This window comes from Petrotoga mexicana DSM 14811 (assembly GCF_002895565.1).
Classification (GTDB): Bacteria; Thermotogota; Thermotogae; order Petrotogales; family Petrotogaceae; genus Petrotoga; species Petrotoga mexicana.
Genome location: NZ_AZRN01000021.1, coordinates 1 through 23,701 on the forward strand (window position 1 = coordinate 1; position 23,701 = coordinate 23,701).

Consider the following 23,701-nt stretch of genomic DNA (forward strand, 5'->3'; position numbering starts at 1 on the left):
TTCTTGGCAATTTTTGCGAGTGTTTCTTCTTCTTTTTGGCTTTCTTTTGTCCTTTCTGCCGCTTCTTTCGCCGCTTGACTTATTCTTTCTATCGTTTTGCTTCCTTCTTCTGCAGCTTTACTCGTTTCATCTGCTTCTTCACTTAATCTTTGCGCGTCTTGGGATACACCTTGTGCCGCCTTTGCCACTTCGTCTACACCTGAGGTTACTTCTTCTACGTTTCCTGCTGTTTCTTCTGTACTTGTTTGTATCTTGTCCATCTGGTCTTTGAGTTCTTCTGAGTTCTTTCTACTTTCTTGTGATGAGCGTGTTAGACTTTCTGATGCGTTTTCTACTTTGTCTGATGCCTGCCTTATTGACCCCATGGATCTTCTCAATTCTTTACTCATTTCTGATAGAGCGTTTGCCATCTGTCCTATTTCGTCTTTGCTTTTACTTTCAAAGTTTACCGTTAAGTCTCCTTCTTTGAATTGGTTTATCTTGTTTTTGAAGTCTAACAGTGGTTTCGTTATACTCCTTATTAGATAGATAACCATGATTATCGATACTATGAAGGCTACTATGGTTAAAACGGCTGTCAAGGTTATAGCCCTGTTGTTTTCTTCTATGAGTGATGGACCTAACGTGTCTTGTTGGACCTTTAATTCATTTCTTTGTTCTTCTAATAGGTTGAGTATCTCTACTCTTGCTTGTTCCATATGCCCGATTATAGGCTCCTGGGATTCTATCGCTGTGACTATTTGGTTGAATGTGTCTTTGAATTGTTCAACCATCTCTTCCATCTTGTTGAACATTTCAGTTAGTTTGTCCGAGGTTAGTCCATATTGCATAATCAAAAGTTGGGAATCCAATTCATTAAAAGCATTTAAAACATTGTTTTTATCTCCAAGAGATTTGGATGAAAAATACATGGAAGATAAATTATCTATATTATCCAATATATTAAGTGAACTATCAGCGTAAAAAACGAGGGTTGAAACATTATTTTCTTGGGCTAAGGTTTTAAAGTCGGTAATACTTTGACGTAATTCATTGGATATATCTTTAAAATCTTGATTTACGAGTCTATTTTTTTCTTCGTTCAATTGAACAATTTGATTAAAATTACTTTCATACTCTCCTATCTTAGTGATTATGTTTTGCACAAGTGTAGAATCGGTAGTTTCATCTGTAAAGAAACTTTGAACAGCGTTGATATTTTGAGTAAAAGTTTCTTTTGTTTGTTCATCATAGTTAATCACATAGTCTTTGAAGGCTAAAGCAGCTTCAAAAAAGTCGTTTTCTATTTCGGAGATTTGATTCGTTGCATCAGATAAACCTCTATAACTACCCAAACCATCGTTGGACTTTACCAAAGAAAAAATATTGAAAGAAATCGCTGCCCCAAATAAAACAAAAATTACAACGATAATTACAATTATCCTTCCTCTCATGCTTTTGAATGACATGGTATTTCTCCCCCCTCTATTTTAATTATCTTGAAAATAATTATAATATAAAACAGTACTCAAAAGCAAATAGAAAGTTTTTAAAAATATTTCTTTTTTATTTTTAATATGTTCTAATACGAAATGAAAAATTAACAAAAAAATATGGTATAATAGTACAGGGTATAAGTATAGGAACATTAGAGGCAAATAAAGCTTAAAAATAATATTTTAATTTTAAAATGTATTTTTGAATTTTCAAAAACAGTGCAAAATTAATTAATCAGGAGGTGAAAAGTATGTCAGAAACTGGAGAAAACTTGCTATTAGAGTTATATAGAACTATGTACAAGATTAGAACTTACGAAGAAACACTAGCAAAAATTTACTATGAAGGAAAGTCCCCGTTGTTCGATATTTCTGCTGGGCCAATACCAGGAGAACTTCACCTTTCTACCGGGCAAGAATCATCAGCAGCTGGTGTTTGTGCTCATTTAAAACCAGAAGACGGAGTAGTAGGAACACATAGAGCTCATAATTTTGCTATAGCTAAGGGAGTAGACCTTAAAAAGATGACTGCAGAGATTTTTGGTAAAGCTACCGGCTTATCAGCAGGTAAAGGTGGGCATATGCACCTTTTTGATCCAAATGTCAGTTTTAGCTGTAGTGGTATTGTAGGTGCTAGTTTTCCCCAAGGTGTAGGTATTGGTATAGCTGCAAAAATGCAAGGCAAAGATTATGTATCGGTTGCTGTAGGAGGGGAAGGTGCTGCAAATCAAGGCACATTCCATGAATCATTGAATCTTGCATCATTATGGAAATTACCTGTAATCTTTGTCATTGAGGATAACTCTTGGGGTATCTCTGTTCCTAAAGACGCATCCACTTCGGTTAGTAAAATTAGTGAAAGAGCCAAAGCCTATGGAATACCTGGGGTAAGTATAGATGGTAAAGATGTTATGGCAGTATATGAAGTTGCAAAAGAAGCTATCGATAGAGCAAGAAGAGGTGAAGGGCCCACTCTTATAGAAGTAAAAGTTTACCGTTTAAGAGGCCACTTTGAAGGTGATCCTCAACTTTATCGTCCAAAAGAAGATTTAGAAGAAGCAAAAAAGAATGATCCTGTTTTGTTTGCAGAGAACCAATTGCTTTCTAAAGGGATTGTATCCCAAGAACAATTAGAAGGGATTAAAAAAGATATAACAGATGAAATCAATGAAGCAATCGATTTCGCGAGAAATAGTCCATATCCCGAAAAAGAAGAAGCTCTACAAAACGTGTTTGCAGGAGGTGAATAGTATGGCCAGAAAACTTCCAATGCATAGAGCCATTTCTGAAGCTATTGCACAAGAAATGGAAAGAGATCCCTCTGTTTTTGTTATGGGAGAAGATGTAGGTAAGTACGGCGGCATTTTTGGTGCAACAACTGGTCTATTGGATAAATTTGGTCCTGAAAGAATTAAAGATACTCCAATTAGTGAATCCGCTTTTTTTGGAGGAGCTTTGGGAGCAGCTTCAAAAGGAATGCGCCCTATTGCAGAATTAATGTTTGTAGATTTCTTTGGTGTCGCAATGGATCAAATTTACAACCATATTGCCAAAGTTCATTATATGTCCAATGGAAACGTGAAACTTCCTTTAGTGATAACTACCGCAATCGGTGGAGGATACAACGATGCCGCACAGCATTCACAAACTTTGTACTCTATTTTTGCGCATGTTCCTGGTTTGAAAGTTGTAATTCCTTCTAATGCTTATGATGCTAAAGGTTTAATGATTTCGGCTATAAGGGATGACAATCCAGTAATGTACTTTTTCCATAAAGGACTTTTAGGAATTGGTTGGATGCCTTCTCCGGAAGAAGCAGCAACAGAAGTCCCCGAGGAACCCTACTCAATCCCTATTGGACAAGCTAAAGTAATTCGCGAAGGTAAAGATATTACTGTGGTTAGCGTAGCAAAAACTTTGTATGAGGCTAAAAAAGCGGCAGAAGAACTTGAAAATGAAGGAATAGATGTGGAAATTATAGATTTAAGATCATTAGTACCTTTAGACAAGAAAACAGTAGTAGAATCAGTCAAGAAAACGGGTAGATTATTAGTGGTTGACGAAGATTACTTGAGTTATGGAATGAGTGGTGAAATAATAGCTTCGGTCTCGGAAGAAATTGGAGATCAATTAAAGGCTCTTCCTAGAAGAATTGCTTTCCCTGATGTACCTATTCCATACAGCCGTGTACTGGAACAATTTACTTTGCCTAGTGCTGACAAAATCATCTCAACTTGCAAACAAATGATAAAGTAGGTGAAAAAATGAGTGTAGAAATTAAGGTTCCAAAAATCAGTGAAGAAGGAAAATCTGGAGTTATTATAAGATGGTACAGAAATGAAGGGGATCAAGTTAAAGAAGGCGAAGAAATCTGTGAAGTTATGATCGAAAAAACAACACTTAGAATTACTGCCCCTTCTTCAGGAACGCTTAAAATTGTGAAAAAAGATAACGATGAAATTGAGGAAGAGGAAGTCATAGGTTTTATAGAAAGCTGAAAAGTTTAAAGTCTGGCTAATTGCCAGACTTTTTTAAATTATAGTAAATTATGATTTTTAAAAGCTGATTTTATGAGTACTTTTACTTTTTCCATATCTAAATCTTTTCGAAAATCAATCAAATTTGCTACTGGCGAACGAATACTTTTAATATAATTAGGTGATTCTTTAGGATATTCTTCTTTCCACTTGATAATCCTGTTTAATTCTTCTAGGTCAGAATTAACAAGCAAACTAAAATGAAGAAAAAATTTTTCATTCGTAATAGTAGCAGCTGAACCAGAAATTTTTTTCCCTTCTATATATATACTGTTTCTTTCGTCTACAGTTATATCCTGTGCAATAAAGCTTTTGAGGATCTTGGCAACGATTCCTATAATACCCTTAGCTTCATCTAAAAAGTAATTAGAGAATAAAACATCCTCTTTTCTTTTGCAAAAAGTAACATTTAAATTCCCTAAATCATGATAAACCGTACCACCTGCTGTTAATCTTCGTATAATTGGAATATTTTTTCCATTTAGATAGTCAATATTTATTTCTAAAGCCTCTTCCTGAAATCTACCAATTACTACACAAGGAGTATTTTGCCATAGCATTAAAATACCATCACTATTGAGAGGTTCCTTCAAAATATTTTCTTCAATTTGAAAGTTTTGATAAGGATTTGTACAATTATTCTCTAAAAGGCTAAATTTAAATTTACGACTCATATCTCTAATTAATTTCAAGTGCCCCCTTTATTTTTAATTAAATTAATTATACAATAAAACAACACACAAAAGCAAATAAAAAGTTTATAGAAATATTTCTTTCTAATGCAAAATGAAAAATTAACAATAAGATATGGTATAATAGTATAGGGTATAATTAAAGAAGAAAGAGGAGGTAGATTATGCAATATAACAATCTTGGTAAAGCGGGTATAAAAGTAAGTGAAATTTCATTTGGATCTTGGTTAACTTTTGGAAATCAATTAGACACAGAAGGGGTCAAATCATGTTTACGTACAGCTTATGAAAACGGCGTTAACTTTTTTGACAACGCAGAAGCCTATGCTAATGGGCTTTCTGAATCTTTAATGGGAATGGCAATAAAAGAGTATAGAAGAGAAGACCTAGTAATTTCTACAAAAATATTCTGGGGTGGAAAAGGCCCAAACGATAAAGGGGTATCAAGGAAACATCTTTTAGAAGGAACATGGAACTCTCTAAAAAGGTTACAAGTTGATTATGTCGACCTTATATTTTGCCATAGACCAGATCCTACAACGCCCATTGAAGAAACAGTATTCGCAATGGATTATATAATAAGAAACGGCTTAGCTTTTTATTGGGGCACTTCCGAGTGGAGTGCGGAGCAACTGGAAGAAGCTTATCTAATAGCGGATAAAAGAAATCTTATCCCTCCCACAATGGAACAACCTCAATACAACATGTTTGTTAGAAATAAAGTTGAGAAAGAATTTAAACCTCTTTATGATAAATATGGATTGGGATTAACTACGTGGAGTCCATTGGCCAGCGGGGTATTAACTGGAAAGTACAACGAAGGAATTCCTCAAGATAGTAGACTTGCAAAATTTGAAAATTTACGAAACGAGTTCGAAAAAGGCGGACTATTATCTCAAGAAAATATCGAAAAGGTCAGAAAATTGACAAAAATAGCCAATGATTTAGGTGCAACGATGGCTCAGCTTGCCCTCGCCTGGATATTGAAAAATCCAAACGTTAGTACCGTAATAACTGGAGCAAGTAGACCAGAACAAGTGAAAGAAAATGTAAAAGCTTCCGAGATAAAAGAAAAACTTACAGATAGCGTCATGGAGGAAATTGAAAAAATTCTAAGCAATAAACCACAATAAAAATGATCAAAATCCCACCGATTCGGTGGGATCTTTTTTAATTTTCTTTAGCTTTTAAGTAAGCCTCTTCAGCACGATATGAGCTTCTTACCAACGGACCAGATGCAACAAATTTAAACCCAAGTGAATATCCAATTTCTTCATATCTTTTAAATTTTTCGGGGGTAACGTATTCAACAACTTCAACCTGTTTCGTAGAAGGCCTTAAATATTGACCTAAGGTCATTATATCGCAGTCGACTTCCCTTAAGTCCTTCATAACCTTTACGACATCTTCTTCTTGTTCTCCAAAACCTAACATTATCCCTGATTTAGTAACTAAAGAGGGATTTATTTCTTTTGCTTTTCTCAAAACATCCAAAGACCTTTTATAAATAGCTTTGGGTCTAATTCTTGAATAGAACTCAGGGATAGTTTCTATATTATGGCCAAAAACTTCAGGAGATGCTTCAGCAACGATTCTAATAGATTCTTCAACCCCTAAAAAGTCTGGAACTAAAACCTCTACTTTAACGTTTCCAGGCAATTTTTTTATTTCGCTGATGACTTGGGCAAAATGAGACGCTCCTCCATCAGGCAAATCATCACGGGTAACAGAAGTAACAACTGCAAATTTCAACCCCAACTTTTCTACCGCTTGAGCCAATCTTTTCGGTTCATCCTTATCCAAAGGTAAAGGTTTACCTTTTGGTACAGAACAATACCTGCATCCTCTAGTACATATATTACCCATTATCATGAATGTTGCGGTTTTTTTAGCAAAACACTCCCCAATATTTGGGCAATCAGCGCTTTGGCAAACTGTATTAAGTGAATAATCCTCAATAAAATCTCGAATTTCTTCAAACTTTTCGGTGGAAATACTTACTTTCAACCATTCTGCATTCTTCATCATTTTCACTCCTATCATAGGTAAATTTAATATCAAATATTTCTTCTGTTTTCTGAATAACCTTTGTTTTAACCTCTTCAATATCTTCTTTTATACCTAATTTTTCTAGAGAGGTTACACCGTACTCTCTTATCCCACACGGAACAATATTCTCAAAATACGACAGGTCGGTATTAACGTTGAAAGCTAAGCCATGCCACGTAATAAAATGATCAATCGAAAGTCCCATTGCACAGATTTTCTTATCTTCAACCCATACCCCTCTATATTTTGAATGTGGAATTCTCTCTCCTATGATGTTGTAGTCTTTTAAAACTTTTATTATAATTTCCTCTAAATTATAAGCCAACTGCCCAATATCAGTAGGCCATTTTCTAAGATTAAGAATAGGATAGATAACTAATTGCCCAGGGCCATGAAAAGTGATATTTCCTCCTCTTTCTACTTCATATATTTCCGCAATTTTTTTTATTTCATCGACATTTTTTTTTAGATTTTCATATCCTCCTCCTCTTCCAATAGTGTACACTGGTGGATGAGATAATAGTATCATAATTCCATCAGCTAAGCCATTTCGGACAATTTTCATAGCTTGTTGTTGAATTTCTTTACCTTTCAAATATTTAACTTCATTGTAATTCCATACCAACCCTCTTCTCATCTTATCTAACTCCTTAAACTAATATTGAATTCTTTACTAATATTATAACAGATTAATTAAAAATATGAAAAGAGAAATTTATCACAAGATTAAGCAATTACGAGCAAACGTAAGAATTCATTCCCTAAACAGCCATAAACAATTGTAATCGCTTCTTAGCGCATCTAATCTCCATAGATGAAATTTTAAAAAACTAAGTAAAAAGAGTAAAATTATGTTATATTGATTTTTTTAAAAAGGATTGATTAAAGTTCGAGCTAAAAATATTTTTTTAAACTATGTACTAATAACTTTAAAAAGGAGAGGTGAATTATATGGACGAATTTAAAGAGATTGCTGAACAGTACGATATAGACCTTGAAAAGCTAAAAGAGGAAAAAGGTGAAATAAGCCAGGAGATTATTCAATCATATATCAAAGAGAAATTTTATCCTAAAGTAAAATCTGAAAAAAAGTTGATAGGTATAAGAAAAATTATTTCCAAAAGACTTTATCAAAGTTATAATCAGGCTATACATGTGACTCTCAACATGGAAATAAAAATGGACAACATAATTAGTCTACGGGAAAAAATTGAAGAAAAGCCTTCGCTTACCATTCTTATGATAAAGCTTTTGGCAAATGCACTGAGGGATTTGCCTGAGTTGAACGCTACCTTTGATGGAGAAAAAGTTGTAATATATGATTCTATAAATATCGCTGTTGCCACTGATACACAAAATGGTTTAATTACACCTGTTTTAAGAGAAGTGGATAAAAAAGATATAAAAACTTTTATAGAAGAATACAATGACATAATAACCAGAGCACGAAATAGTATGTTAAAAGAAAAAGATTTAATAGGAGCTACTTTTACCGTTACAAATTTAGGAATGTTTGGTGTTGATTCTTTCACCCCTATTATTAACCCACCTCAAGTTGCAATATTAGGAATAAATAGAATAAAAGATTCCCTAATAATAGAAGAAGGGGAACAAAAGATAGCAAAAATAGGAACTTTATCACTTACAATAGACCACAGAATTATCGATGGTGCTCTTGGAGCCCAGTTTTTACAAAAAGTGAAAGAGCATTTTGAACATACAGAAGATATATCTTAAACATTTTGCTGAAATTCTGATAAAGAGGTTGCATAGATGAGAATAAAATGGTTAGGACATTCTTGCATACTTATAACTACAGAAAACAATACAAAAATACTCATAGACCCATTTAAATCTACTGCTACGATGAGAATGTGGCCAATGAGAATGAAATACGACCCTGTTGATGAAGAAGCAGACATACTCTTAATTACTCATAATCATCCCGATCATAATAATATAAAAGCTGCTAAAAACCCTAAAGTAGTAATAAGAGAGGGTGGGCAAAAAAATATCGATGGCATAGATATTAGTGGAATTGAAACAAAACATGCGAATTTTAGGACAAAGAACATTGTATTCTTTGTAAAAGCAGAAGGAATCACTATTTGCCATTTGGGAGATGTAGGTCACCTTTTGGACAAAAAATTGTTAGAGGATGTGAAAGCTAAAGTAGATATTTTGTTTGTTCCATTATCCGGCTTCCCAGGACCTAGTTTAGAAACAGCTATGATGATCACCAACCAGCTTCAACCAAAAGTAGTCGTTCCCATTCATTATAGAACCCCGCAATGCGATGCAGCTATATTTAAAAAGCCGGATAAAGTTTATGAAATATTGAGAAAAAATGTCAGCGATCTCGTTTTTCTCAAAGAGAACTCACACACTTATACAAAAGAAGAACTAGAAAAATACACAGAAACAAGGGCCCACGTATTTCCACCATATTTTATCGAAAATAATAAAACAAAAAAGGAAGGAGAAATTGCATGACAGTTGAAATTTTAGTGCCAAAATTAGGAATGGGAGTAGAAGAGTTAGAGTTAGTTAAATGGTATAAAAATGAGGGAGAAACGGTCAAAAAAGGCGAACCTTTGGTTCAAGTAATGACATCAAAAATTACAAACGATATTGAGGCACCAGCTAACGGAGTTTTGAAAAAAACATATGCTCAAGAAGGAGACACAATAAAACCTAACCAAAAAATCGGCGAAATAGAAACTGAAGAATAAAAATGCAGTGTAATTTGATTCTTAATTGTGGGCTATAAAGCAGTGGGACGCTGACAAAAAGTTTCAGAGTTTGTAAAGTACGTAAAACTAATCTTTTAAGGAGGGAAATAAAATGTTAAAAAGCAGTGATTTATTATGGATGTACGAAAAAATGCTTCTCTTAAGAGAAACCGAAGAAAAAGCTGTAGAACTCTCTTTCAAAGGAGAGATTGGAACCTTATTGTCAGGTAGCGGACAAGAAGCCATTCCAGTGGGAATATGTAAAAACTTGCTACCAGAAGACCATTATGCCCCATCTCATAGAGGAATAAGTACAGTATTAGCAAAAGGTGGGGATCCAAAATATCTTTTTGCTGAATTATTCGGTAAACCTGCTGGCTATTGTAAAGGGAAAGGCGGAGAAATGCATATTGCTGACTTTAAAGATGGAATGATCGGAATGAATGGAATAGTTGGAGCGGCGATTCCAATAGCTACAGGTTCAGCTTTTGCTCAAAAAAAGAAAAACTTAAATACCGTTACTGTTTGTGCCTTTGGAGATGGAGCATCCAACCAAGGTGTCTTTCACGAAGCCTTAAACATGGCCTCGATCTGGAAATTACCAATCGTTTATGTTTGTGAAAACAATCAATACGCTATGACTACTCCAGTTTCATATGCTTTATCAGTGGAAAACATTTCAGATAGGGCTAAATCTTATTCTATCCCTGGTGTAACAGTGGATGGTAACGATGTATTAGCAGTATATGAAGCTGTACATGAAGCAGTAGAAAGAGCAAGAAAAGGGGAAGGCCCCACACTTATTGAATGCAAAACTTACAGAAAATACGGACATCATGCTGGTGCTGGTAATGATGAACAAATGGGATGGGGATACAGACCAAAAACCGAAGAAGCATATTGGAAAAGTAGAGATCCCATTTTATTATTTGAAGATTATTTAATGGCTAAAGCGGTTTTAACTGAAAGCAAAATAAAATTAGTTCGGGAAAAAGTAAAAAAAGAAATTGAAGAGGCTGTAGAATTCGCTCGAAAAGCTGAAAATCCAAAGCCAGAAGATGCCTTAGAAGATCTGTTTGCATAATGATATACGCTTTTTCAATCTAAAGTACCTTTTAGTATTTAAAAAATGAAAGAAATTTAGGAGGGATAAAAATGAGACAAATCATGTTAATTCAAGCAATAAATGAAGCTCTAAGAGAAGAGTTGTTAAGAGATGAAAATGTGTTTTTAATTGGAGAAGATCTTCATACAGCAACATTTGGACAAACAAAAGGGCTCTTTGAAGAATTTGGACCGGAAAGAGTGGTATCCACACCTATTTCAGAAGCTGGATTTACTGGAATTTCAACTGGTGCAGCAATAGCTGGACTGCGCCCTGTAGTTGAATATATGACTTCTAATTTTATGTATGTCGCCATGGATCAACTTGTAAATCAAGTAGGTAAACTAAGATATATGTATGGAGGTCAGATTAACATTCCTATTGTTTTCAGAGCTTTAAATATAGGAGGAGGTGCTGCAGCACAACATTCAGACAATTCAGCTGATTATTTTCTACATGCTGTAGGATTCAAAGTTGTTATGCCATCAACCCCATATGATGCAAAAGGATTACTCAAAAGTGCCATAAGAGATGATAATCCAGTAATTTTCTACGAAGAAATGAAAACTTTTATGGTTAAAGGAGAAATTCCTGATGAAGACTATGTTGTACCTATTGGAAAAGGAGATATCAAGAAAGAAGGTAAAGATGTTACTATCGTTGCAGCAGGTTATCCACGGGTATTAGCCTCATCGGTAGCAGAAAAACTTGAGAAAGAAGGAATCTCTGTCGAGGTAGTAGATGCCAGAAGTTTATATCCCATTGATGAAGACCTTATTTTAGAATCCGTTAAAAAAACAGGGAGATTAGTAACCCTTGATGACGCCCCGCTAAACGGATCTTTCGCTTCAGAAATTGCTGCGCTGGTAGCTGAAAAAGGGTACTCATATTTGAAAGCCCCTATTAAGAGAGTTACAAGAATAAAGGTACCTGTTCCACATTCAAAAATTGAAGAGGAATACGTATTGTTAAATGAAGCAAAAGTAATCAATGCTGTCAAAGACGTAGTTAATTATTAAAATATAATCATAGGCCCTTGATTGTAATTGATCAGGGGCCCCGTGACTTTGTTCATGTCAAGCCACAAACATTGGAAATAGTTATAGTTAAAGCAAAGGTACCTCTTTTTTGTGCTTCCTCAATAAGAAGGTTGATAGCTTTGAATATATCTTCTTTACTTCCTTTCACAACTGTATTCGTCTTCCCAACTGTAATTTCTATATTTTGCAATTCTCGCAACTTAATAATCGCATCGCTTATTATTCTCACGTAATCGTCTGTTCCAAGAGGATAGAGCGCCATTGAACAAGAATATTCACTTACTTTTTTTGTTTCCTTGTTTGTCCCATCTAACACAGATAAAACCTCCCGTATCGTCCTTTACCCTTTGACCATGCATTTCTTTTTTTAAGAGAAGTTCTTTGTTATTCAGATCCGCGTCAGGGCCAAAGTGTAAAGCTATACTGTAATCAGAATATGAAACTTCTGGTATGAAATTTAAGACTTCTTCCAACGTATAAAATCTAGCTGCTTTGTAAGGTGATTCGTCTTCTGTTTTTGCTTTTTCCCTATATTGTTTAGCCCAAGTACTTTTAGCACCTATTACACAAATAACTAATCTTCCCCCAGGAGATAAAACCCTGTAAGCTTCACGTGCACCTTTTTGTGGATCATCCAAGAATTCGAACATTGTTACCGAAACAACCAAATCAAAACTTTCATTTGGAAAAGGTAGATTATATGCGTCCGCTTTGATAAAATTAATTTTATTCGTTTTTTTTCGTGCTTTTTCTAACATAAAATCTGATTGATCGATGCCCGTTACCTTCAAACCCATATTTAGAAATAATAAACTATATATTCCAGTCCCACAACCTAAGTCAAGTACCTTTTCATTTTTCTGTGGTTTCGCTAAATCCATAACAACCTTTCTCTCAATTTCATCAACGAATTCACCTAAACGGCTTTTATACCAACTATCATAACTATCCGCTATTCTTTTGGAAAATGCACTCAAAAGAAAAATCCCTCCCCTAAAATCTTCATTATCGTTATGAATTAATTTTGAGACACTCAATCTTTGATATCATCTCAAAATTGAGTGCCTCACTCTTTTGTTATCGTTTCGCTACTTCTTTTACTTTATTAATGATCTTTTCTTCATTTGGTAATACAAACTTCTCCATTGGAGGACTGAAAGGTACTGGTACATGTTCTCTTGTAACTCTTGCCACGGGAGCCTTTAAGAAATCGAATCCTTCTTCATTAATTGTAGCCGAAATTTCCGAGGCAACAGAACAAAGAGGAGGAGCATCATCACATACAACAACCTTGCCAGTTTTTGCAACAGAGTTTAAAATTATATCTTTATCTAAAGGAACAAGTGTCCTTGGATCCACTACTTCTACGGATATTCCTTCTTTTTCCAATTTTTCCGCGGCAGAAAGAGCTTGCGACACCATGCACCCTATAGCAACAACCGTAATATCAGTCCCTTCTCTTTTAACTTCTCCTTTTCCTATTGGAACAGTATATTCTTCATCGGGGATTGGTTGTTTCATCATACCTAAGGTTGTTTCTTCAAAGAAAATTATTGGACTATTACTCCTTATTGAACTTTTCATCAAACCTTTAACATCATAGGGATTTCCTGGTTTAACTATTTTAAGGCCCGGTACATTTACAAACATTGCAGCAGGATTATCTGAGTGTTGAGCCGCAGCTGAACCTCCAGCACCAGTCGTAGCCCATATTACTATTGGGAAATCAACCTGTCCTCCTGACATGTATCTAAGTTTAGCAAGTTGGTTTACGATTTGATCCATAGTAACATACAAAAAATTTGCCATCATTATATTTACCACTGGCCTCAGTCCGCTAGCTGCTGCGCCAATTCCTGCACCTGTAAAACCTACTTCTGCAAGAGGAGTATTTCTTACCCTGCCGGGGCCAAACCTTTCTACCAAACCCCTAGTTTGACCAAAAGCCCCTAATTGTACATCTTCTCCCATTAATATAACCCTAGGATCTCTTTCCATTTCTTCTGCCATCGCTTCTCCAAGAGCTTGAACAAACATAACTTCTCTCATTTCTTTCCCTCCTTTCTTTCTTTTACCCAATTTTTAATCCGGGAAGAGGCCAACTAAAGCTTCTTCTGGATCTGGTAAAGGAGCTTCTTCTGCAAATTTTACCGCATCTTCAATTAACTGTTTTGTTTGCTCTTTTGTTTTTTCAATATCCGTTTTACTTAGTATCCCTTGATTTACTAGGTTGTTTTCAAATCGTGGTATAGGATCTTTCTTTTTCCACTCTTCAACCTCTTCTTTGGATCTGTATATCCATCCCAGAGCTTCTTCACCTTCGAAATGCCCATGCCATCTGTACGTTTTGCATTCTACTAAAGAAGGCCCCGATCCATTTCTTGCTCTTTCTACCGCTTCATGTACAGCTTCATATACCGCAATAACATCGTTGCCATCAACCGTAACACCCGGTATATTGTAAGCTGATCCTCTTGATGAAACATCTTGAACGGAAAGGGCATATGAAGCTGGAGTGCTAACAGCATACTGGTTGTTTTGACAAACATAAATGACTGGAAGTTTCCAGATGGAAGCTAGGTTAACAGCCTCGTGGAAAGAACCCTCATTCGCTGCTCCATCACCAAAAAAACATACAGTGACGTTTTTTGTCCCTAGTTGTTGTTGTGCAAGGGCAGACCCAGTTGCAATTGGTATCCCTGCTCCAACTATTCCATTTGCCCCAATGATACCAAGGGAATAATCAGCTATGTGCATGGAACCTCCTTTACCTTTACAATAACCACTAGACTTACCAAAAAGTTCTGCAAACATGTATTTTGGATCAGCACCTTTAGCTAAAATATCTCCATGACCTCTATGTGTGGAAGTTATATGATCTTCTTCTTCAAGATTTGCACAGGTACCTACAGGCACAGCCTCTTGACCCAAAGACAAATGAGCAAAACCTGGGATTTTGCCTTTAGCAAATAACTCACTCACCTTCTCTTCAAAGGCCCTTATCAGTACCATCTTTTGATACATTTTTAACAAAAGTTCGCTGTTTAACATAGTTCTTCCCTCCTTTTCATTGAAAAAATCCTGCCTTTACGAACTCTAAAGCATGCATTGTAACTAACTTTTAATACCTTCAATATAAGCAATTATCTCCCGACTCTATAATTCGTTTGATACCATAAAACTCAAACTAAACCAGCGCCACCACTAACTGGAAGAGTTACACCTGCAATAAAATCACTATCATCGGAAGCAAGGAATACAGCTGCCCCTGTAAGATCTTCAGGTTCTTCTCTCCTTTTTATAGCTTGCATATTGGCTTGCATACTTGCTAATTGCTCGAACAGTTCTTTATTTCCTCCTGTAATACCCTTACTAGCATCTGTCATTGTAAATCCAGGAGCAATAGCGTTTACATTTATTCCATATTCTCCTAGTTCATTGGAAAGAGCTCGTGTGAAACCAACAACTCCTCCTTTAGATGTGACATAATGAAGCAACATCGGAACACCCATGTGAAAAGTAGTAGAAGAAATATTGATAATTTTACCTTTCTTTTGTTTCTTCATTTGTGGTGTTACTGCTTTAGAACAGAGAAATAGACCTTTCAAATTGACAGACATAACTTTGTCCCATTCTTCGACTGAAATATTCTCAAAAGGTTTCATAACTAAGCCACCATAGATTGCTGCATTGTTAAGAAGAATATCTATTCTTCCGTATTTGTTAATGGTTTCTTCTGCCATTTTTCGGGTTGATTCTTCGTCAGTAACATCGACTTTTAATGCTAAACACTCTGCACCTTCAGCTTCCACTTTTGCTTTAGTTTCATTACAATCTAGCACATCACAAACTACCAGTTTTGCCCCTTCTTTTGCAAAACGAATAGAATAAGCTTGCCCAATACCGCGGGCCGCTCCCGTGATTATTGCAATTTTTCCATCTAATAATCCCATAATCTAGCCTCCTTTTATAAAAATGTATACTATCTACAGAAAATTTAAATTGTTTATCAAATACTCTTACTCTGTTCAAAAACCATTTTTTTCTTATTCCCTATTAACCTAACTGTTTCTATTCATTAGTTATAATTTTTTTTATTAACTATGTGAAAGGCAAAACACCTTATAACATTATTTAACCCTCATAAAAACCACTTCCCTTTTTCAAAATTTTTTCTGAAGTATAGGGAAAAATTGATTTCCCTATAAGATCACCCTACTACTAAAACTTTCGCTTCAAGTTTCGATAACTCTACTTTAAAACTTCTATATTTTTGCATTAGCACTTTCCTCAGTAAAAAAATTTCGACTTTGAGCCCATTCTAAAGCTTTTTTCACATCTACTCTGCAAGGACCATTTCTCGTAATTTTAAAAGTAATATTATCTCCTTTTTTTATTTCTATTTCTCTTTCCCCATCTAAGGCCAAAGTGCCTGGAACCTCAACTTGATATATGAATTCCTCATCTATGTTTAACTTTTTTACTTCTGAAACTTGGATTTTTTCTAATATACCTGGTGCCACCGGAGCTATTACTTCCTTTTTCTTTGCATTATTTTCTTTAAGGTCTAAGTACAAACCAAAGTTGTCTTCTCTATGAACCGTTTTTATATATCCCGCAATAGAGGAAAAGCCAATACTCCAAGGATTTGCTCTGGATACAATAATATCTGAGATACTAGACAAATTCCATATAGCTTTAGCCCCTATAAACTGTTCCTTTGAAATAACTACATCAATTAATGCTATGTCTATAAGTTTATTATTTTTATATATTTCTATTATCTTATCTTTGGAGCAAAATTCATCTTTGTGAATTATATTTTTAGATACAATTGCCGCCACTATCCCGGCAATCGTTCCTTCAACCATTTCAGGATATACATTATTTGTCCCTGTGGAAATTGGCAACAAAGGAGTGTCTCCTATAACTCTTGCTATTGCTCTGTTGGTTCCATCCCCCCCTAAGGATAAAATACAGTCTACATTCTTTTCTTCAAGTAATTGGGTTGCCTTTATCGTGTCTTCTAAACTATAGGTTACATGATCATTGATTATCTCAACATCACATTTTAACTTCTTTATAGTTTCCAAGCTTTCAACAACTTTGTAACCTATGTAAAACGCATCAGCCATGATGTAGACACGTTCGATACCAAAACTTTGAGAAGCTAATATTATTCTTTTTACTATATCTACTTTTTCGTTATTATCTATTACTGTTGCATGAGCAACGAGTCTTCTTATGTCTTTCCCAGCCGCTGGATTAGCGATTATCCCTATTTCCAATCAACAAAACCTCCTTAATGTAGAGAGAAAATATGCCTTGTCTATATATATCTATATTATTGATTTTATTGCCTCAATGATATCTACTTCATTAGGAACAAAATAATCTTCAAGTTTTTTAGAGAAGGGGACAGGAGTGTTAAGTCCGGCCACTCGTAAGATAGGGGAATTCAAATCTTGGAAAGCTTCTTCAGCTATCATGGCGGACAGCTCTCCTATCCACGAACCTCTCTTTACTTCCTCACTAACCAGAACCACTTTGTGAGTCTTTTTGATTGAATTATAAATAGTATCTTTATCCAACGGAAATAAACTCCTTGGGTCTATTACTTCTACATCTATCCCTTCTTCTGAAAGTTGTTTTGCTGCGTTTAAGCACTTATGTACCATCATTCCGGTTGCAACTAAAGTCACATCTTTACCTACTTTCTTCACATCCGCCACACCTATGGGAATTGGTTCATTTTCATCTGGAACTTCCCCTTCCATTGCATATAAAAGTTTATGCTCTAAAACAATTACCGGATTATCGTCTCTGATTGCGGCTATCGTCAATCCCAAAGCATCCTTTGGGGTAGAAGGGTAAACTACTTTTAAACCTGGTATATGGGTGAACCAAGCTTCTAAGCTTTGTGAATGCTGTGCTGCTGCTTGAATACCAGCTCCAACCATTGTTCTAAAGGTTAAAGGTAACGTTATTCTACCTCCAAACATATAACGCATCTTTGCTGCCTGGTTTACAATTTGATCCATTGCTATAGTCGAAAAATCTATAAACATAATTTCGGCTACAGGTCTACTACCAGCAGCGGCTGCTCCAACTGCTCCCCCTGCAACAGCCTCTTCAGAAATTGGGGTATTCCTGACTCTTTCCTCTCCAAACTCGTCAACTATACCGGCAGTTACTCCTAATACTCCATATTTTACGTCTTCTCCCATAAGAAAAACATTGGGATCACGTCGCAATTCATTTCTCAATGCTTCATTTATTGCCTGACCATAATTCATCTTTCTCATCTTACACGCACCTCCTCTACAATGTCTGTATAAACATCTTCTGCTACCATTTTTTCATCGGGATCTTTACTTTTTTCTGCAAATTCTACAGCCTCATCTAGCTCTTTATCTATGCCTTTTTGAATTTCTTTTAGCTTTTCTTCGCTAACTATTCCGTTTTCTGAGATGTATCTTTCCACTCTCATTATGGGGTCATTTCTTTTCCATTCTTCTACTTCTTCTTTACTACGGTAAAGCTGGGGATCTCCTTCAAAGTGCCCCCTTACTCTATAGGTTTTACATTCAATTAAAGTGGGCCCATTCCCATTTCTTGCCCTTTTAATCGCTTCATTTGTGGCTTCATATACGGCAAACACATCATTACCATCAACCGTAATTCCTGGAAAACCATATGCTTCGGCTCTACTAGAAATATCGGTTATAGCTTGGTGATCTTTCTGAGGGGTAAACTCTCCATATAGATTATTTTCACAAATATATACCACCGGGAGTTTCCATATAGCTGCCATATTCATGGACTCATGGAATGTCCCTTGATTTGAAGCACCGTCACCAAAGAAACATACAGATACTTGATTACTACCTCTGAGCTTAATTGATAAAGCTGCACCTGTTGCTATAGGAAGGCCCGCACCCACAATACCATTAGCACCAAGTATTCCCTTTGTAGCATCTGCAATGTGCATAGAACCACCTTTTCCTTTACAATAACCGGTTTCTTTACCATAAAGCTCAGCCATCATGTACTTCGTTTCTCCACCTTTTGCTATTAAATGGCCATGACCTCTATGTGTACTTGTTATTAAATCATCATTAGAAAGATTGGCAGTTACACCTACTGCAACCGCTTCTTCTCCCCAATATAGATGTACAAAACCTCCAATTTTTGCAGCAGCAAATAACTCAGCAACTCTCTGCTCAAATCTTCTTATTCTAAGCATCTTCGTATACATATCCATTACTAATTCCTTAGAAATATCCATATTTGTTTTCCTCCTCCTTTTTCTAAATTTAAGTTATTTACAAGTTCTAAATAGCAGCTTTTAATCGAATTTGAAAATAAAACAAATCTTTTCTTTTTTTTATAATTCTTACTCATTTGTTTCAATTTCTGCAATTTTCTCGGCTACTTCGGCTGAATCTCCTTTTTTCTTCATTATAGTTTTTAGAATCCCCGAAGCAGGCGCCTCAATATCGTTAGTAATTTTTTCTGTCATAACCTGTACTAACGGTTCACCTTTTTCTACTCTTTCACCTTCATTTTTGTACCATTTTACAATCTCTGCTTCTTTCATAGTTAATCCCCACTTCGGAACGGTTACGTCAACTACCATACTTAATTTCACCTCTTTTTTTAATGGATTATAGATTTAAAATTAGATTCTTTCAGAAATAATTTTAGTAACATTTATTTCTCTTAGTTGTTTTTAATTAGTAAAAATTATACGCTTTTCTGCCTTTGATGTCAAACTTAGTTATAGGAGATTAAAGACAATTATAATCGATTAGAAAGCATTAGAAATTAAAATCTCTATTTTTCACAAATTTTGTCATAACATTAGGAATAATATAGATAAAATAAAGGCATAGAACTTTGTTATTTTATGCACAATTAAATATGAATCTATTTACAAAAGTAATCTTTATGAAATTTAATTTAGAAACAACTTAGTATTAAAACGGAAAACTTAACCTTTAGTCGGAGATAAGGCTGTTCATCAATGAAAGTTATTGCATTTACTAGGGGAGATCTCAAGAGCATGCTGGTTAGACATCCCATACATTAAGGCATGGCTAAATCTTAAGAAGTTAGCAGAGGTCATACTACTTGAGGTTATAATATTTATGGATAGATAAAGAAGAACCAAAATATTGTTAGTGAAAGATACGTTAGGCAAGATCAAATAGTGGGTAGATAAATGAATTATCTACCCCTTATCCTATGTAATATCTTATGATTGATTATTAATTAAATATGTATGGCTAATCCTTCCGCACTTTCTTCTGCACCAAGCAGACTTTCAGTCAAAGTGGGGTGAGGATGTATACAATCTGTTAGTTGCTCTACACTCATCCCATACTTTACAGCCAAAACTCCTTCCATAATCATATCTGTAGCATTCGGAGAGACAATAGCTACACCTAATACTTTTTTAGTCTCCTTATCAGCTATTATCTTTACAAAACCATCTCTTTCTTCCATAGTTCTCGCTCTGCCGTTAGCAGATACAGGGAATTTTGAAATGATAACTTTTTCAGGATCAATTTCTTTTTCTTTTAGCCCAACAGTTGCTATTTCTGGGTTAGAGAAAATGATGTTTGGCACAGCACTGTAATCCATTTCCTTGACTTCACCTGCGATATTGTGGGCGGCTACTATCCCTTCATTCATAGCTACATGAGCTAACATAATATGGGCTCTAATATCTCCTATTGCATATACATTTTCAACGTTTGTTCTCATTTTAAAATCTGTCTTAACACCTTTTTCTATCTCTACACCTAAATTTTTAATATCTTGCGTTATAACAGGCCTTCTCCCTACGGCAAGTAAAATTTTTGAGCTTATTATTTCTCTGGTTTCACCATTGAAATCGATTTTCGATACGTATGAATCTTCATTTTTTTGGATATTTATGACCTTATGTTTTTCTAAGACTTCCACACCTTTTCTAACCAAAGATTTTTTTGCTTCTTCTGCAACATCTTTATCCTCATTGGGGAGTATATGTTCAAGCAGTTCAACAACATAAACTTTTTTACCTAAACTTGCAAAAAATGTAGCAAATTCTACACCAATTACCCCTCCACCAACTATCAAAATCGATTCTGGCATATGTTCCATCGTAAATACATCATCACTTGTCCAAATTCCTTCGATTTTATCGAAGGGTGAAAAAACTACTGGTTCAGAACCGTGAGCTAAAATAATGTTTTGTGTTTCTATACTTTTATCGCCAACTTTTATATGATTTTTATCGATTATTTCTGCGACACCTTGTATTAAATCAATATGATTTTTCTTAAATAGATATTCTATACCTTTTTTGGATTGTAGAACAACTTTTTTCATATGTTTCATTATTTCGTTTATTTCATAAGTTACTTCACCTACTTTTATGCCTAATTTGTTCGATTTTTTTAAAATCTCTTCGTAAAGATGTGAAGAGGTCAACATCGCTTTTGTGGGGATACAACCTTTGTTAGTACAAGTTCCACCAAGATTTTCTTTTTCAACAACGGCAACCTTTTTCCCTAATTGAGATAACCTTATTGCCGCCACATAACCCCCTGACCCTGATCCAATAACAACAACATCGTACATTAGAATTTCCTCCTTTTTATTTCATTGTTTATTGCCTTTAGAATCTCTAAAACATTATATAGCGCCCTTTCACCCCGCTCCCCACCCACAAGGATAAAACAATTTCTCTCTCTTTACCCCGTTCCCCACCCATAAGGATAAAAATCTCTTTATCTTTTGTTCCGCAGCCCACCCTTTTAAGGAAGAAACCTGCGGTACCTTAGAACCTAAAGCCCAGCTGAGAGAATAATGAAAATTTATTCCATTATCTCTATTTATCTAAATTCGTCTTTTAATATCATAACAAAAAAGGGGAGCTTTCCTCCCCTTTGATATAATTCACTATTATTTTAGATCTTTTAACGCTTCCAAAACCAAACCTGCATGCATTAAAGCCGGACCTCCACCCATCAACACTGCAACCCACGCAGCTTCCAAAATTTCTTCCTCTGTGGCACCCGCATCTAACGCAGATTTCACATGAAAAGCAATGCACCATTCACAGTTTCTGGCTACAGAAAGTGCAACAGCTATTAACTCTTTAGTTTTTTTATCAAGTGCAGCGCCTTCTTCTTTTTCGATGGCTTCCATCATGTTTTGGAAACTCCCCATTTGCTCTGGGTTCGTCTTAGAAAACTCTTCCATCCAGCCCATTGCTCTTTGAAAAGTATCTTTCATACTCACGGTAATCACCCCTTTTATAATTTTTGTTATATATTTCACTATCCCACAAAAAGATTTGTCATTTTGATGTTTTAACTGACTTTTTTTCACCAGTATTAATTATATTATAACTTAAATTTATTAAAATTTTAACAAGAAAATGTTTCGTTTAAATTACATCACTTTTTCATCTATAAGTTCTTCTTATTCTTCAAATACTTTTGCGAAAGCTCTATTTGCTAAAAAAAGAAAAAAGGACCCTTTTAAAGGATCCTTTACTGTATTGGCTGGGGGAGGAGGATTCGAACCTCCACTGACGGAGTCAGAGTCCGCTGTCCTGCCATTAGACGATCCCCCAATCAGCAAATTTATTATATCACAAAATTTTTTGGTTGACAAGTAAATTTGAGGATGGTATAATTTATTTTGATATATACTGTATATACAGATGGGTTTTAAAGTTTTTAAAGGCAGTATACACAAAACATAGTAGGAGGCTTCGTTATGACGTTTGATTCTTTGATAGAAAAAGTAGTTTCACAATCTCAAAGAAATTATTTATTATTTATTACTTCTTTGGGATGGGCTGTTGTAGCTGCATATGTAATGATAACCTCGTTCACTCTTCCGCTACTTGCACAAGAATGGAACTTATCCAACATTTTTGCCTCGACGATCGCTAGTTCCACTTTTATAGGCATGTTTATAGGTACATTAAGTGCTGGAATTATCTCGGATTACTTTGGCAGAAAGAAGTCTGCAATGTTTCTATTGTTTATCGGAAGTTTTTTCAGTGTCCTTAGTGGTTTTATAGGTTCTCCAACACTTTTCATTATTTTTAGGATTTTATCTGGAATTGGTTTTGGTGGTTCTATGCCTGTTTTAAACGCATATTTAACCGAATTTTTGAATGTTTCAATTAGGGGCAAATACTTAGTTTATCTAGAAAGCAGCTGGGCAATTGGAAGTATATTTATAGCCATAATCCATATGTTCATTGCTAGAAATTTTACTTGGAGGTTGGATTATATATTTTTAGGGGCTGGGTTTATTCCCTTTTTGCTTTTATTTACTGTTCCAGAATCTCCAAAGTATTTGCTAATAAGAGAGAAAAAAGAGGAGTTTGAAAAACTTTTTAATTACAATATTAAAGAAAAAATTATAGTACCGAAGAAAGAAAAAGTAACTATTAATGCACTTTTTAAAAAAGGTTATTTAGTTAGAAGCCTAAATATTCTTCTCTTATGGTTTACTATGAGTTTTGGATATTACGGTATTTTCGTTTGGGTTAAAGGGATTTTAGCTCAGAAAGGTGTGAATGTTGTTTTAACAGATTGGTACACTTTTTACATGTTTTTAGCGCAGTTACCAGGTTATTTATTAGCAGCGTATCTTATTGAGAAGATTGGAAGAAGAAAAAGTGTTTTATTGTTTGCTTTAGGAACAGCAATTTCTTCGGTTATATTCGCCAGCGTTTCTTCAAATATATTAGTGTTGATTTTTAGTTTGGTTGTTTCTATTTTTTGTATGGGTGAGTGGGGTTTGACATATGCATATACTCCTGAACTTTATCCAACAACTATGAGAGGAACAGCTAACGGTGTTTCAGGTGCCTTAACGAGGTTCTCGGGTTTCATCGCACCCTTTTATACTTCATATTTTCTTGAGAGAGGCAACATAAATATAGGATTAATAGGGATTGCAATCCTTTTCTTGCTGACAGGAATATTAAACTTTATCTTTCTACCTGAAACTCTAAAAAAAGAGGTAGATTGAGGAACAAAAACCTTTGGCCCGAA

General features: G+C 35.0%; 25 protein-coding genes and 1 tRNA gene. 10 read left to right on the forward strand and 16 right to left on the reverse strand.

From position 1 onward, the window contains the following. Positions 1-1,448, reverse strand: a 1,448-nt coding sequence (locus X927_RS05185; protein WP_103077039.1) for a methyl-accepting chemotaxis protein, incomplete at its 3' end; no start/stop codon positions are given. Between the two features lie 278 nt (positions 1,449-1,726). Here X927_RS05185 and X927_RS05190 point away from each other — a divergent pair. From X927_RS05190 to X927_RS05200, 3 genes are read left to right on the forward strand one after another with little or no spacing between them, the layout of a single operon-like run. Further along, on the forward strand, positions 1,727-2,725 hold the full coding sequence (locus tag X927_RS05190) for a thiamine pyrophosphate-dependent dehydrogenase E1 component subunit alpha (RefSeq protein ID WP_103077040.1): 999 nt from the start codon (positions 1,727-1,729) through the stop codon (positions 2,723-2,725). A 1-nt stretch (position 2,726) separates the two neighbouring features. After that, on the forward strand, positions 2,727-3,731 hold the full coding sequence (locus X927_RS05195; RefSeq protein ID WP_103077041.1) for an alpha-ketoacid dehydrogenase subunit beta: 1,005 nt from the start codon (positions 2,727-2,729) through the stop codon (positions 3,729-3,731). 8 nt (positions 3,732-3,739) lie between these two features. Beyond that, a complete protein-coding gene (locus tag X927_RS05200) occupies positions 3,740-3,973 on the forward strand; it encodes a lipoyl domain-containing protein (protein WP_103077042.1) in 234 nt (77 codons plus the stop codon). A 38-nt stretch (positions 3,974-4,011) separates the two neighbouring features. Here X927_RS05200 and X927_RS05205 read toward each other — a convergent pair whose 3' ends face one another. Next, positions 4,012-4,704: a lipoate--protein ligase family protein gene (locus X927_RS05205; RefSeq protein WP_103077043.1), complete on the reverse strand. Its 693-nt coding sequence runs from the start codon at positions 4,702-4,704 to the stop codon at positions 4,012-4,014. Positions 4,705-4,868: 164 nt separating this feature from the next. Between X927_RS05205 and X927_RS05210 the strand changes: the two genes are divergently transcribed. After that, positions 4,869-5,837, forward strand: a complete 969-nt coding sequence (locus X927_RS05210) for a potassium channel beta subunit family protein (RefSeq protein ID WP_103077044.1) — start codon at positions 4,869-4,871, stop codon at positions 5,835-5,837. Positions 5,838-5,874: 37 nt separating this feature from the next. On the opposite strand, the gene lipA is transcribed toward X927_RS05210, so the two are convergent. Together lipA and lipB are read right to left on the reverse strand one after the other, a co-directional pair. Continuing rightward, on the reverse strand, positions 5,875-6,729 hold the full coding sequence (gene lipA, locus X927_RS05215) for a lipoyl synthase (protein ID WP_103077045.1): 855 nt from the start codon (positions 6,727-6,729) through the stop codon (positions 5,875-5,877). Further along, the gene (lipB, locus tag X927_RS05220; protein ID WP_103077046.1) at positions 6,680-7,390 is read right to left on the reverse strand and encodes a lipoyl(octanoyl) transferase LipB; all 711 of its coding nucleotides are present in this window, start codon (positions 7,388-7,390) and stop codon (positions 6,680-6,682) included. Before lipB ends, lipA begins: the two co-directional genes overlap by 50 nt. Positions 7,391-7,704: 314 nt before the next feature. Between lipB and X927_RS05225 the strand changes: the two genes are divergently transcribed. The 5 genes from X927_RS05225 (at position 7,705) to X927_RS05245 (ending at position 11,609) form a co-directional block, all read left to right on the forward strand. Further along, on the forward strand, positions 7,705-8,490 hold the full coding sequence (locus X927_RS05225) for a dihydrolipoamide acetyltransferase family protein (RefSeq protein WP_103077047.1): 786 nt from the start codon (positions 7,705-7,707) through the stop codon (positions 8,488-8,490). A 36-nt stretch (positions 8,491-8,526) separates the two neighbouring features. Next, entirely contained in the window at positions 8,527-9,246 is a 720-nt protein-coding gene (locus X927_RS05230; RefSeq protein ID WP_103077048.1) for an MBL fold metallo-hydrolase, read from the forward strand. Next, complete coding sequence (locus X927_RS05235; protein ID WP_103077049.1) at positions 9,243-9,485, forward strand: biotin/lipoyl-containing protein; 243 nt, start codon at positions 9,243-9,245, stop codon at positions 9,483-9,485. The genes X927_RS05230 and X927_RS05235 overlap by 4 nt, the downstream gene beginning before the upstream one ends. Before the next feature lie 112 nt (positions 9,486-9,597). Further along, a complete protein-coding gene (locus X927_RS05240; RefSeq protein WP_103077050.1) occupies positions 9,598-10,569 on the forward strand; it encodes a thiamine pyrophosphate-dependent dehydrogenase E1 component subunit alpha in 972 nt (323 codons plus the stop codon). A gap of 71 nt (positions 10,570-10,640) precedes the next feature. Beyond that, a complete protein-coding gene (locus tag X927_RS05245; protein WP_103077051.1) occupies positions 10,641-11,609 on the forward strand; it encodes an alpha-ketoacid dehydrogenase subunit beta in 969 nt (322 codons plus the stop codon). Between the two features lie 52 nt (positions 11,610-11,661). Here the strand turns inward: X927_RS05245 and X927_RS05250 are convergent, their stop codons facing one another. The 12 genes from X927_RS05250 to X927_RS05305 form a co-directional block, all read right to left on the reverse strand. Then, positions 11,662-11,946: a YkoF family thiamine/hydroxymethylpyrimidine-binding protein gene (locus tag X927_RS05250; protein ID WP_103077052.1), complete on the reverse strand. Its 285-nt coding sequence runs from the start codon at positions 11,944-11,946 to the stop codon at positions 11,662-11,664. Further along, a complete protein-coding gene (locus tag X927_RS05255) occupies positions 11,906-12,607 on the reverse strand; it encodes a class I SAM-dependent methyltransferase (protein ID WP_103077053.1) in 702 nt (233 codons plus the stop codon). Before X927_RS05255 ends, X927_RS05250 begins: the two co-directional genes overlap by 41 nt. 100 nt (positions 12,608-12,707) lie before the next feature. After that, positions 12,708-13,679: an alpha-ketoacid dehydrogenase subunit beta gene (locus X927_RS05260; protein WP_103077054.1), complete on the reverse strand. Its 972-nt coding sequence runs from the start codon at positions 13,677-13,679 to the stop codon at positions 12,708-12,710. 33 nt (positions 13,680-13,712) lie between these two features. Further along, the gene (locus tag X927_RS05265; protein WP_103077055.1) at positions 13,713-14,681 is read right to left on the reverse strand and encodes a thiamine pyrophosphate-dependent dehydrogenase E1 component subunit alpha; all 969 of its coding nucleotides are present in this window, start codon (positions 14,679-14,681) and stop codon (positions 13,713-13,715) included. Positions 14,682-14,812: 131 nt separating this feature from the next. After that, entirely contained in the window at positions 14,813-15,583 is a 771-nt protein-coding gene (locus X927_RS05270; protein WP_103077056.1) for an SDR family NAD(P)-dependent oxidoreductase, read from the reverse strand. Positions 15,584-15,895: 312 nt separating this feature from the next. After that, positions 15,896-16,918 carry an ATP-NAD kinase family protein gene (locus tag X927_RS05275; protein ID WP_103077057.1) on the reverse strand — a complete coding sequence of 341 codons (1,023 nt, stop codon included), beginning with the start codon at positions 16,916-16,918 and terminating at the stop codon, positions 15,896-15,898. Between the two features lie 51 nt (positions 16,919-16,969). Next, on the reverse strand, positions 16,970-17,935 hold the full coding sequence (locus tag X927_RS05280; protein ID WP_103077058.1) for an alpha-ketoacid dehydrogenase subunit beta: 966 nt from the start codon (positions 17,933-17,935) through the stop codon (positions 16,970-16,972). Further along, a complete protein-coding gene (gene pdhA / locus X927_RS05285; RefSeq protein WP_103077059.1) occupies positions 17,932-18,918 on the reverse strand; it encodes a pyruvate dehydrogenase (acetyl-transferring) E1 component subunit alpha in 987 nt (328 codons plus the stop codon). The genes X927_RS05280 and pdhA overlap by 4 nt, the downstream gene beginning before the upstream one ends. 108 nt (positions 18,919-19,026) lie before the next feature. Beyond that, entirely contained in the window at positions 19,027-19,269 is a 243-nt protein-coding gene (locus X927_RS05290; protein ID WP_103077060.1) for a lipoyl domain-containing protein, read from the reverse strand. A gap of 635 nt (positions 19,270-19,904) precedes the next feature. Further along, positions 19,905-21,260, reverse strand: coding sequence for a dihydrolipoyl dehydrogenase (gene lpdA, locus X927_RS05295; RefSeq protein ID WP_103077061.1), 1,356 nt, complete (start codon positions 21,258-21,260; stop codon positions 19,905-19,907). A gap of 324 nt (positions 21,261-21,584) precedes the next feature. Then, a complete protein-coding gene (locus X927_RS05300; protein ID WP_103077113.1) occupies positions 21,585-21,917 on the reverse strand; it encodes a carboxymuconolactone decarboxylase family protein in 333 nt (110 codons plus the stop codon). Between the two features lie 269 nt (positions 21,918-22,186). After that, positions 22,187-22,260, reverse strand: a tRNA-Gln gene (locus tag X927_RS05305). Positions 22,261-22,406: 146 nt separating this feature from the next. On the opposite strand from X927_RS05305, the gene X927_RS05310 reads away from it, so the two are divergent. Continuing rightward, positions 22,407-23,678 carry an MFS transporter gene (locus X927_RS05310; RefSeq protein WP_103077062.1) on the forward strand — a complete coding sequence of 424 codons (1,272 nt, stop codon included), beginning with the start codon at positions 22,407-22,409 and terminating at the stop codon, positions 23,676-23,678. Positions 23,679-23,701 lie beyond the last annotated feature (23 nt).

What these genes read in the sequence shown, in the direction of transcription:
- X927_RS05245 (WP_103077051.1), top strand. Translation starts at nt 10,641, where the DNA reads ATGAGACAAATCATGTTAATTCAAGCAATAAATGAAGCTCTAAGAGAA.
- X927_RS05195 (WP_103077041.1), top strand. Translation starts at nt 2,727, where the DNA reads ATGGCCAGAAAACTTCCAATGCATAGAGCCATTTCTGAAGCTATTGCA.
- X927_RS05240 (WP_103077050.1), top strand. Translation starts at nt 9,598, where the DNA reads ATGTTAAAAAGCAGTGATTTATTATGGATGTACGAAAAAATGCTTCTC.
- X927_RS05265 (WP_103077055.1), bottom strand. Translation starts at nt 14,681, where the DNA reads ATGTTAAACAGCGAACTTTTGTTAAAAATGTATCAAAAGATGGTACTG.
- X927_RS05235 (WP_103077049.1), top strand. Translation starts at nt 9,243, where the DNA reads ATGACAGTTGAAATTTTAGTGCCAAAATTAGGAATGGGAGTAGAAGAG.
- pdhA (WP_103077059.1), bottom strand. Translation starts at nt 18,918, where the DNA reads ATGGATATTTCTAAGGAATTAGTAATGGATATGTATACGAAGATGCTT.
- lpdA (WP_103077061.1), bottom strand. Translation starts at nt 21,260, where the DNA reads ATGTACGATGTTGTTGTTATTGGATCAGGGTCAGGGGGTTATGTGGCG.
- lipA (WP_103077045.1), bottom strand. Translation starts at nt 6,729, where the DNA reads ATGAAGAATGCAGAATGGTTGAAAGTAAGTATTTCCACCGAAAAGTTT.
- X927_RS05310 (WP_103077062.1), top strand. Translation starts at nt 22,407, where the DNA reads ATGACGTTTGATTCTTTGATAGAAAAAGTAGTTTCACAATCTCAAAGA.
- X927_RS05290 (WP_103077060.1), bottom strand. Translation starts at nt 19,269, where the DNA reads ATGGTAGTTGACGTAACCGTTCCGAAGTGGGGATTAACTATGAAAGAA.
- X927_RS05200 (WP_103077042.1), top strand. Translation starts at nt 3,740, where the DNA reads ATGAGTGTAGAAATTAAGGTTCCAAAAATCAGTGAAGAAGGAAAATCT.
- X927_RS05225 (WP_103077047.1), top strand. Translation starts at nt 7,705, where the DNA reads ATGGACGAATTTAAAGAGATTGCTGAACAGTACGATATAGACCTTGAA.
- X927_RS05190 (WP_103077040.1), top strand. Translation starts at nt 1,727, where the DNA reads ATGTCAGAAACTGGAGAAAACTTGCTATTAGAGTTATATAGAACTATG.
- lipB (WP_103077046.1), bottom strand. Translation starts at nt 7,390, where the DNA reads ATGAGAAGAGGGTTGGTATGGAATTACAATGAAGTTAAATATTTGAAA.
- X927_RS05210 (WP_103077044.1), top strand. Translation starts at nt 4,869, where the DNA reads ATGCAATATAACAATCTTGGTAAAGCGGGTATAAAAGTAAGTGAAATT.
- X927_RS05300 (WP_103077113.1), bottom strand. Translation starts at nt 21,917, where the DNA reads ATGAAAGATACTTTTCAAAGAGCAATGGGCTGGATGGAAGAGTTTTCT.
- X927_RS05260 (WP_103077054.1), bottom strand. Translation starts at nt 13,679, where the DNA reads ATGAGAGAAGTTATGTTTGTTCAAGCTCTTGGAGAAGCGATGGCAGAA.
- X927_RS05270 (WP_103077056.1), bottom strand. Translation starts at nt 15,583, where the DNA reads ATGGGATTATTAGATGGAAAAATTGCAATAATCACGGGAGCGGCCCGC.
- X927_RS05230 (WP_103077048.1), top strand. Translation starts at nt 8,527, where the DNA reads ATGAGAATAAAATGGTTAGGACATTCTTGCATACTTATAACTACAGAA.
- X927_RS05280 (WP_103077058.1), bottom strand. Translation starts at nt 17,935, where the DNA reads ATGAGAAAGATGAATTATGGTCAGGCAATAAATGAAGCATTGAGAAAT.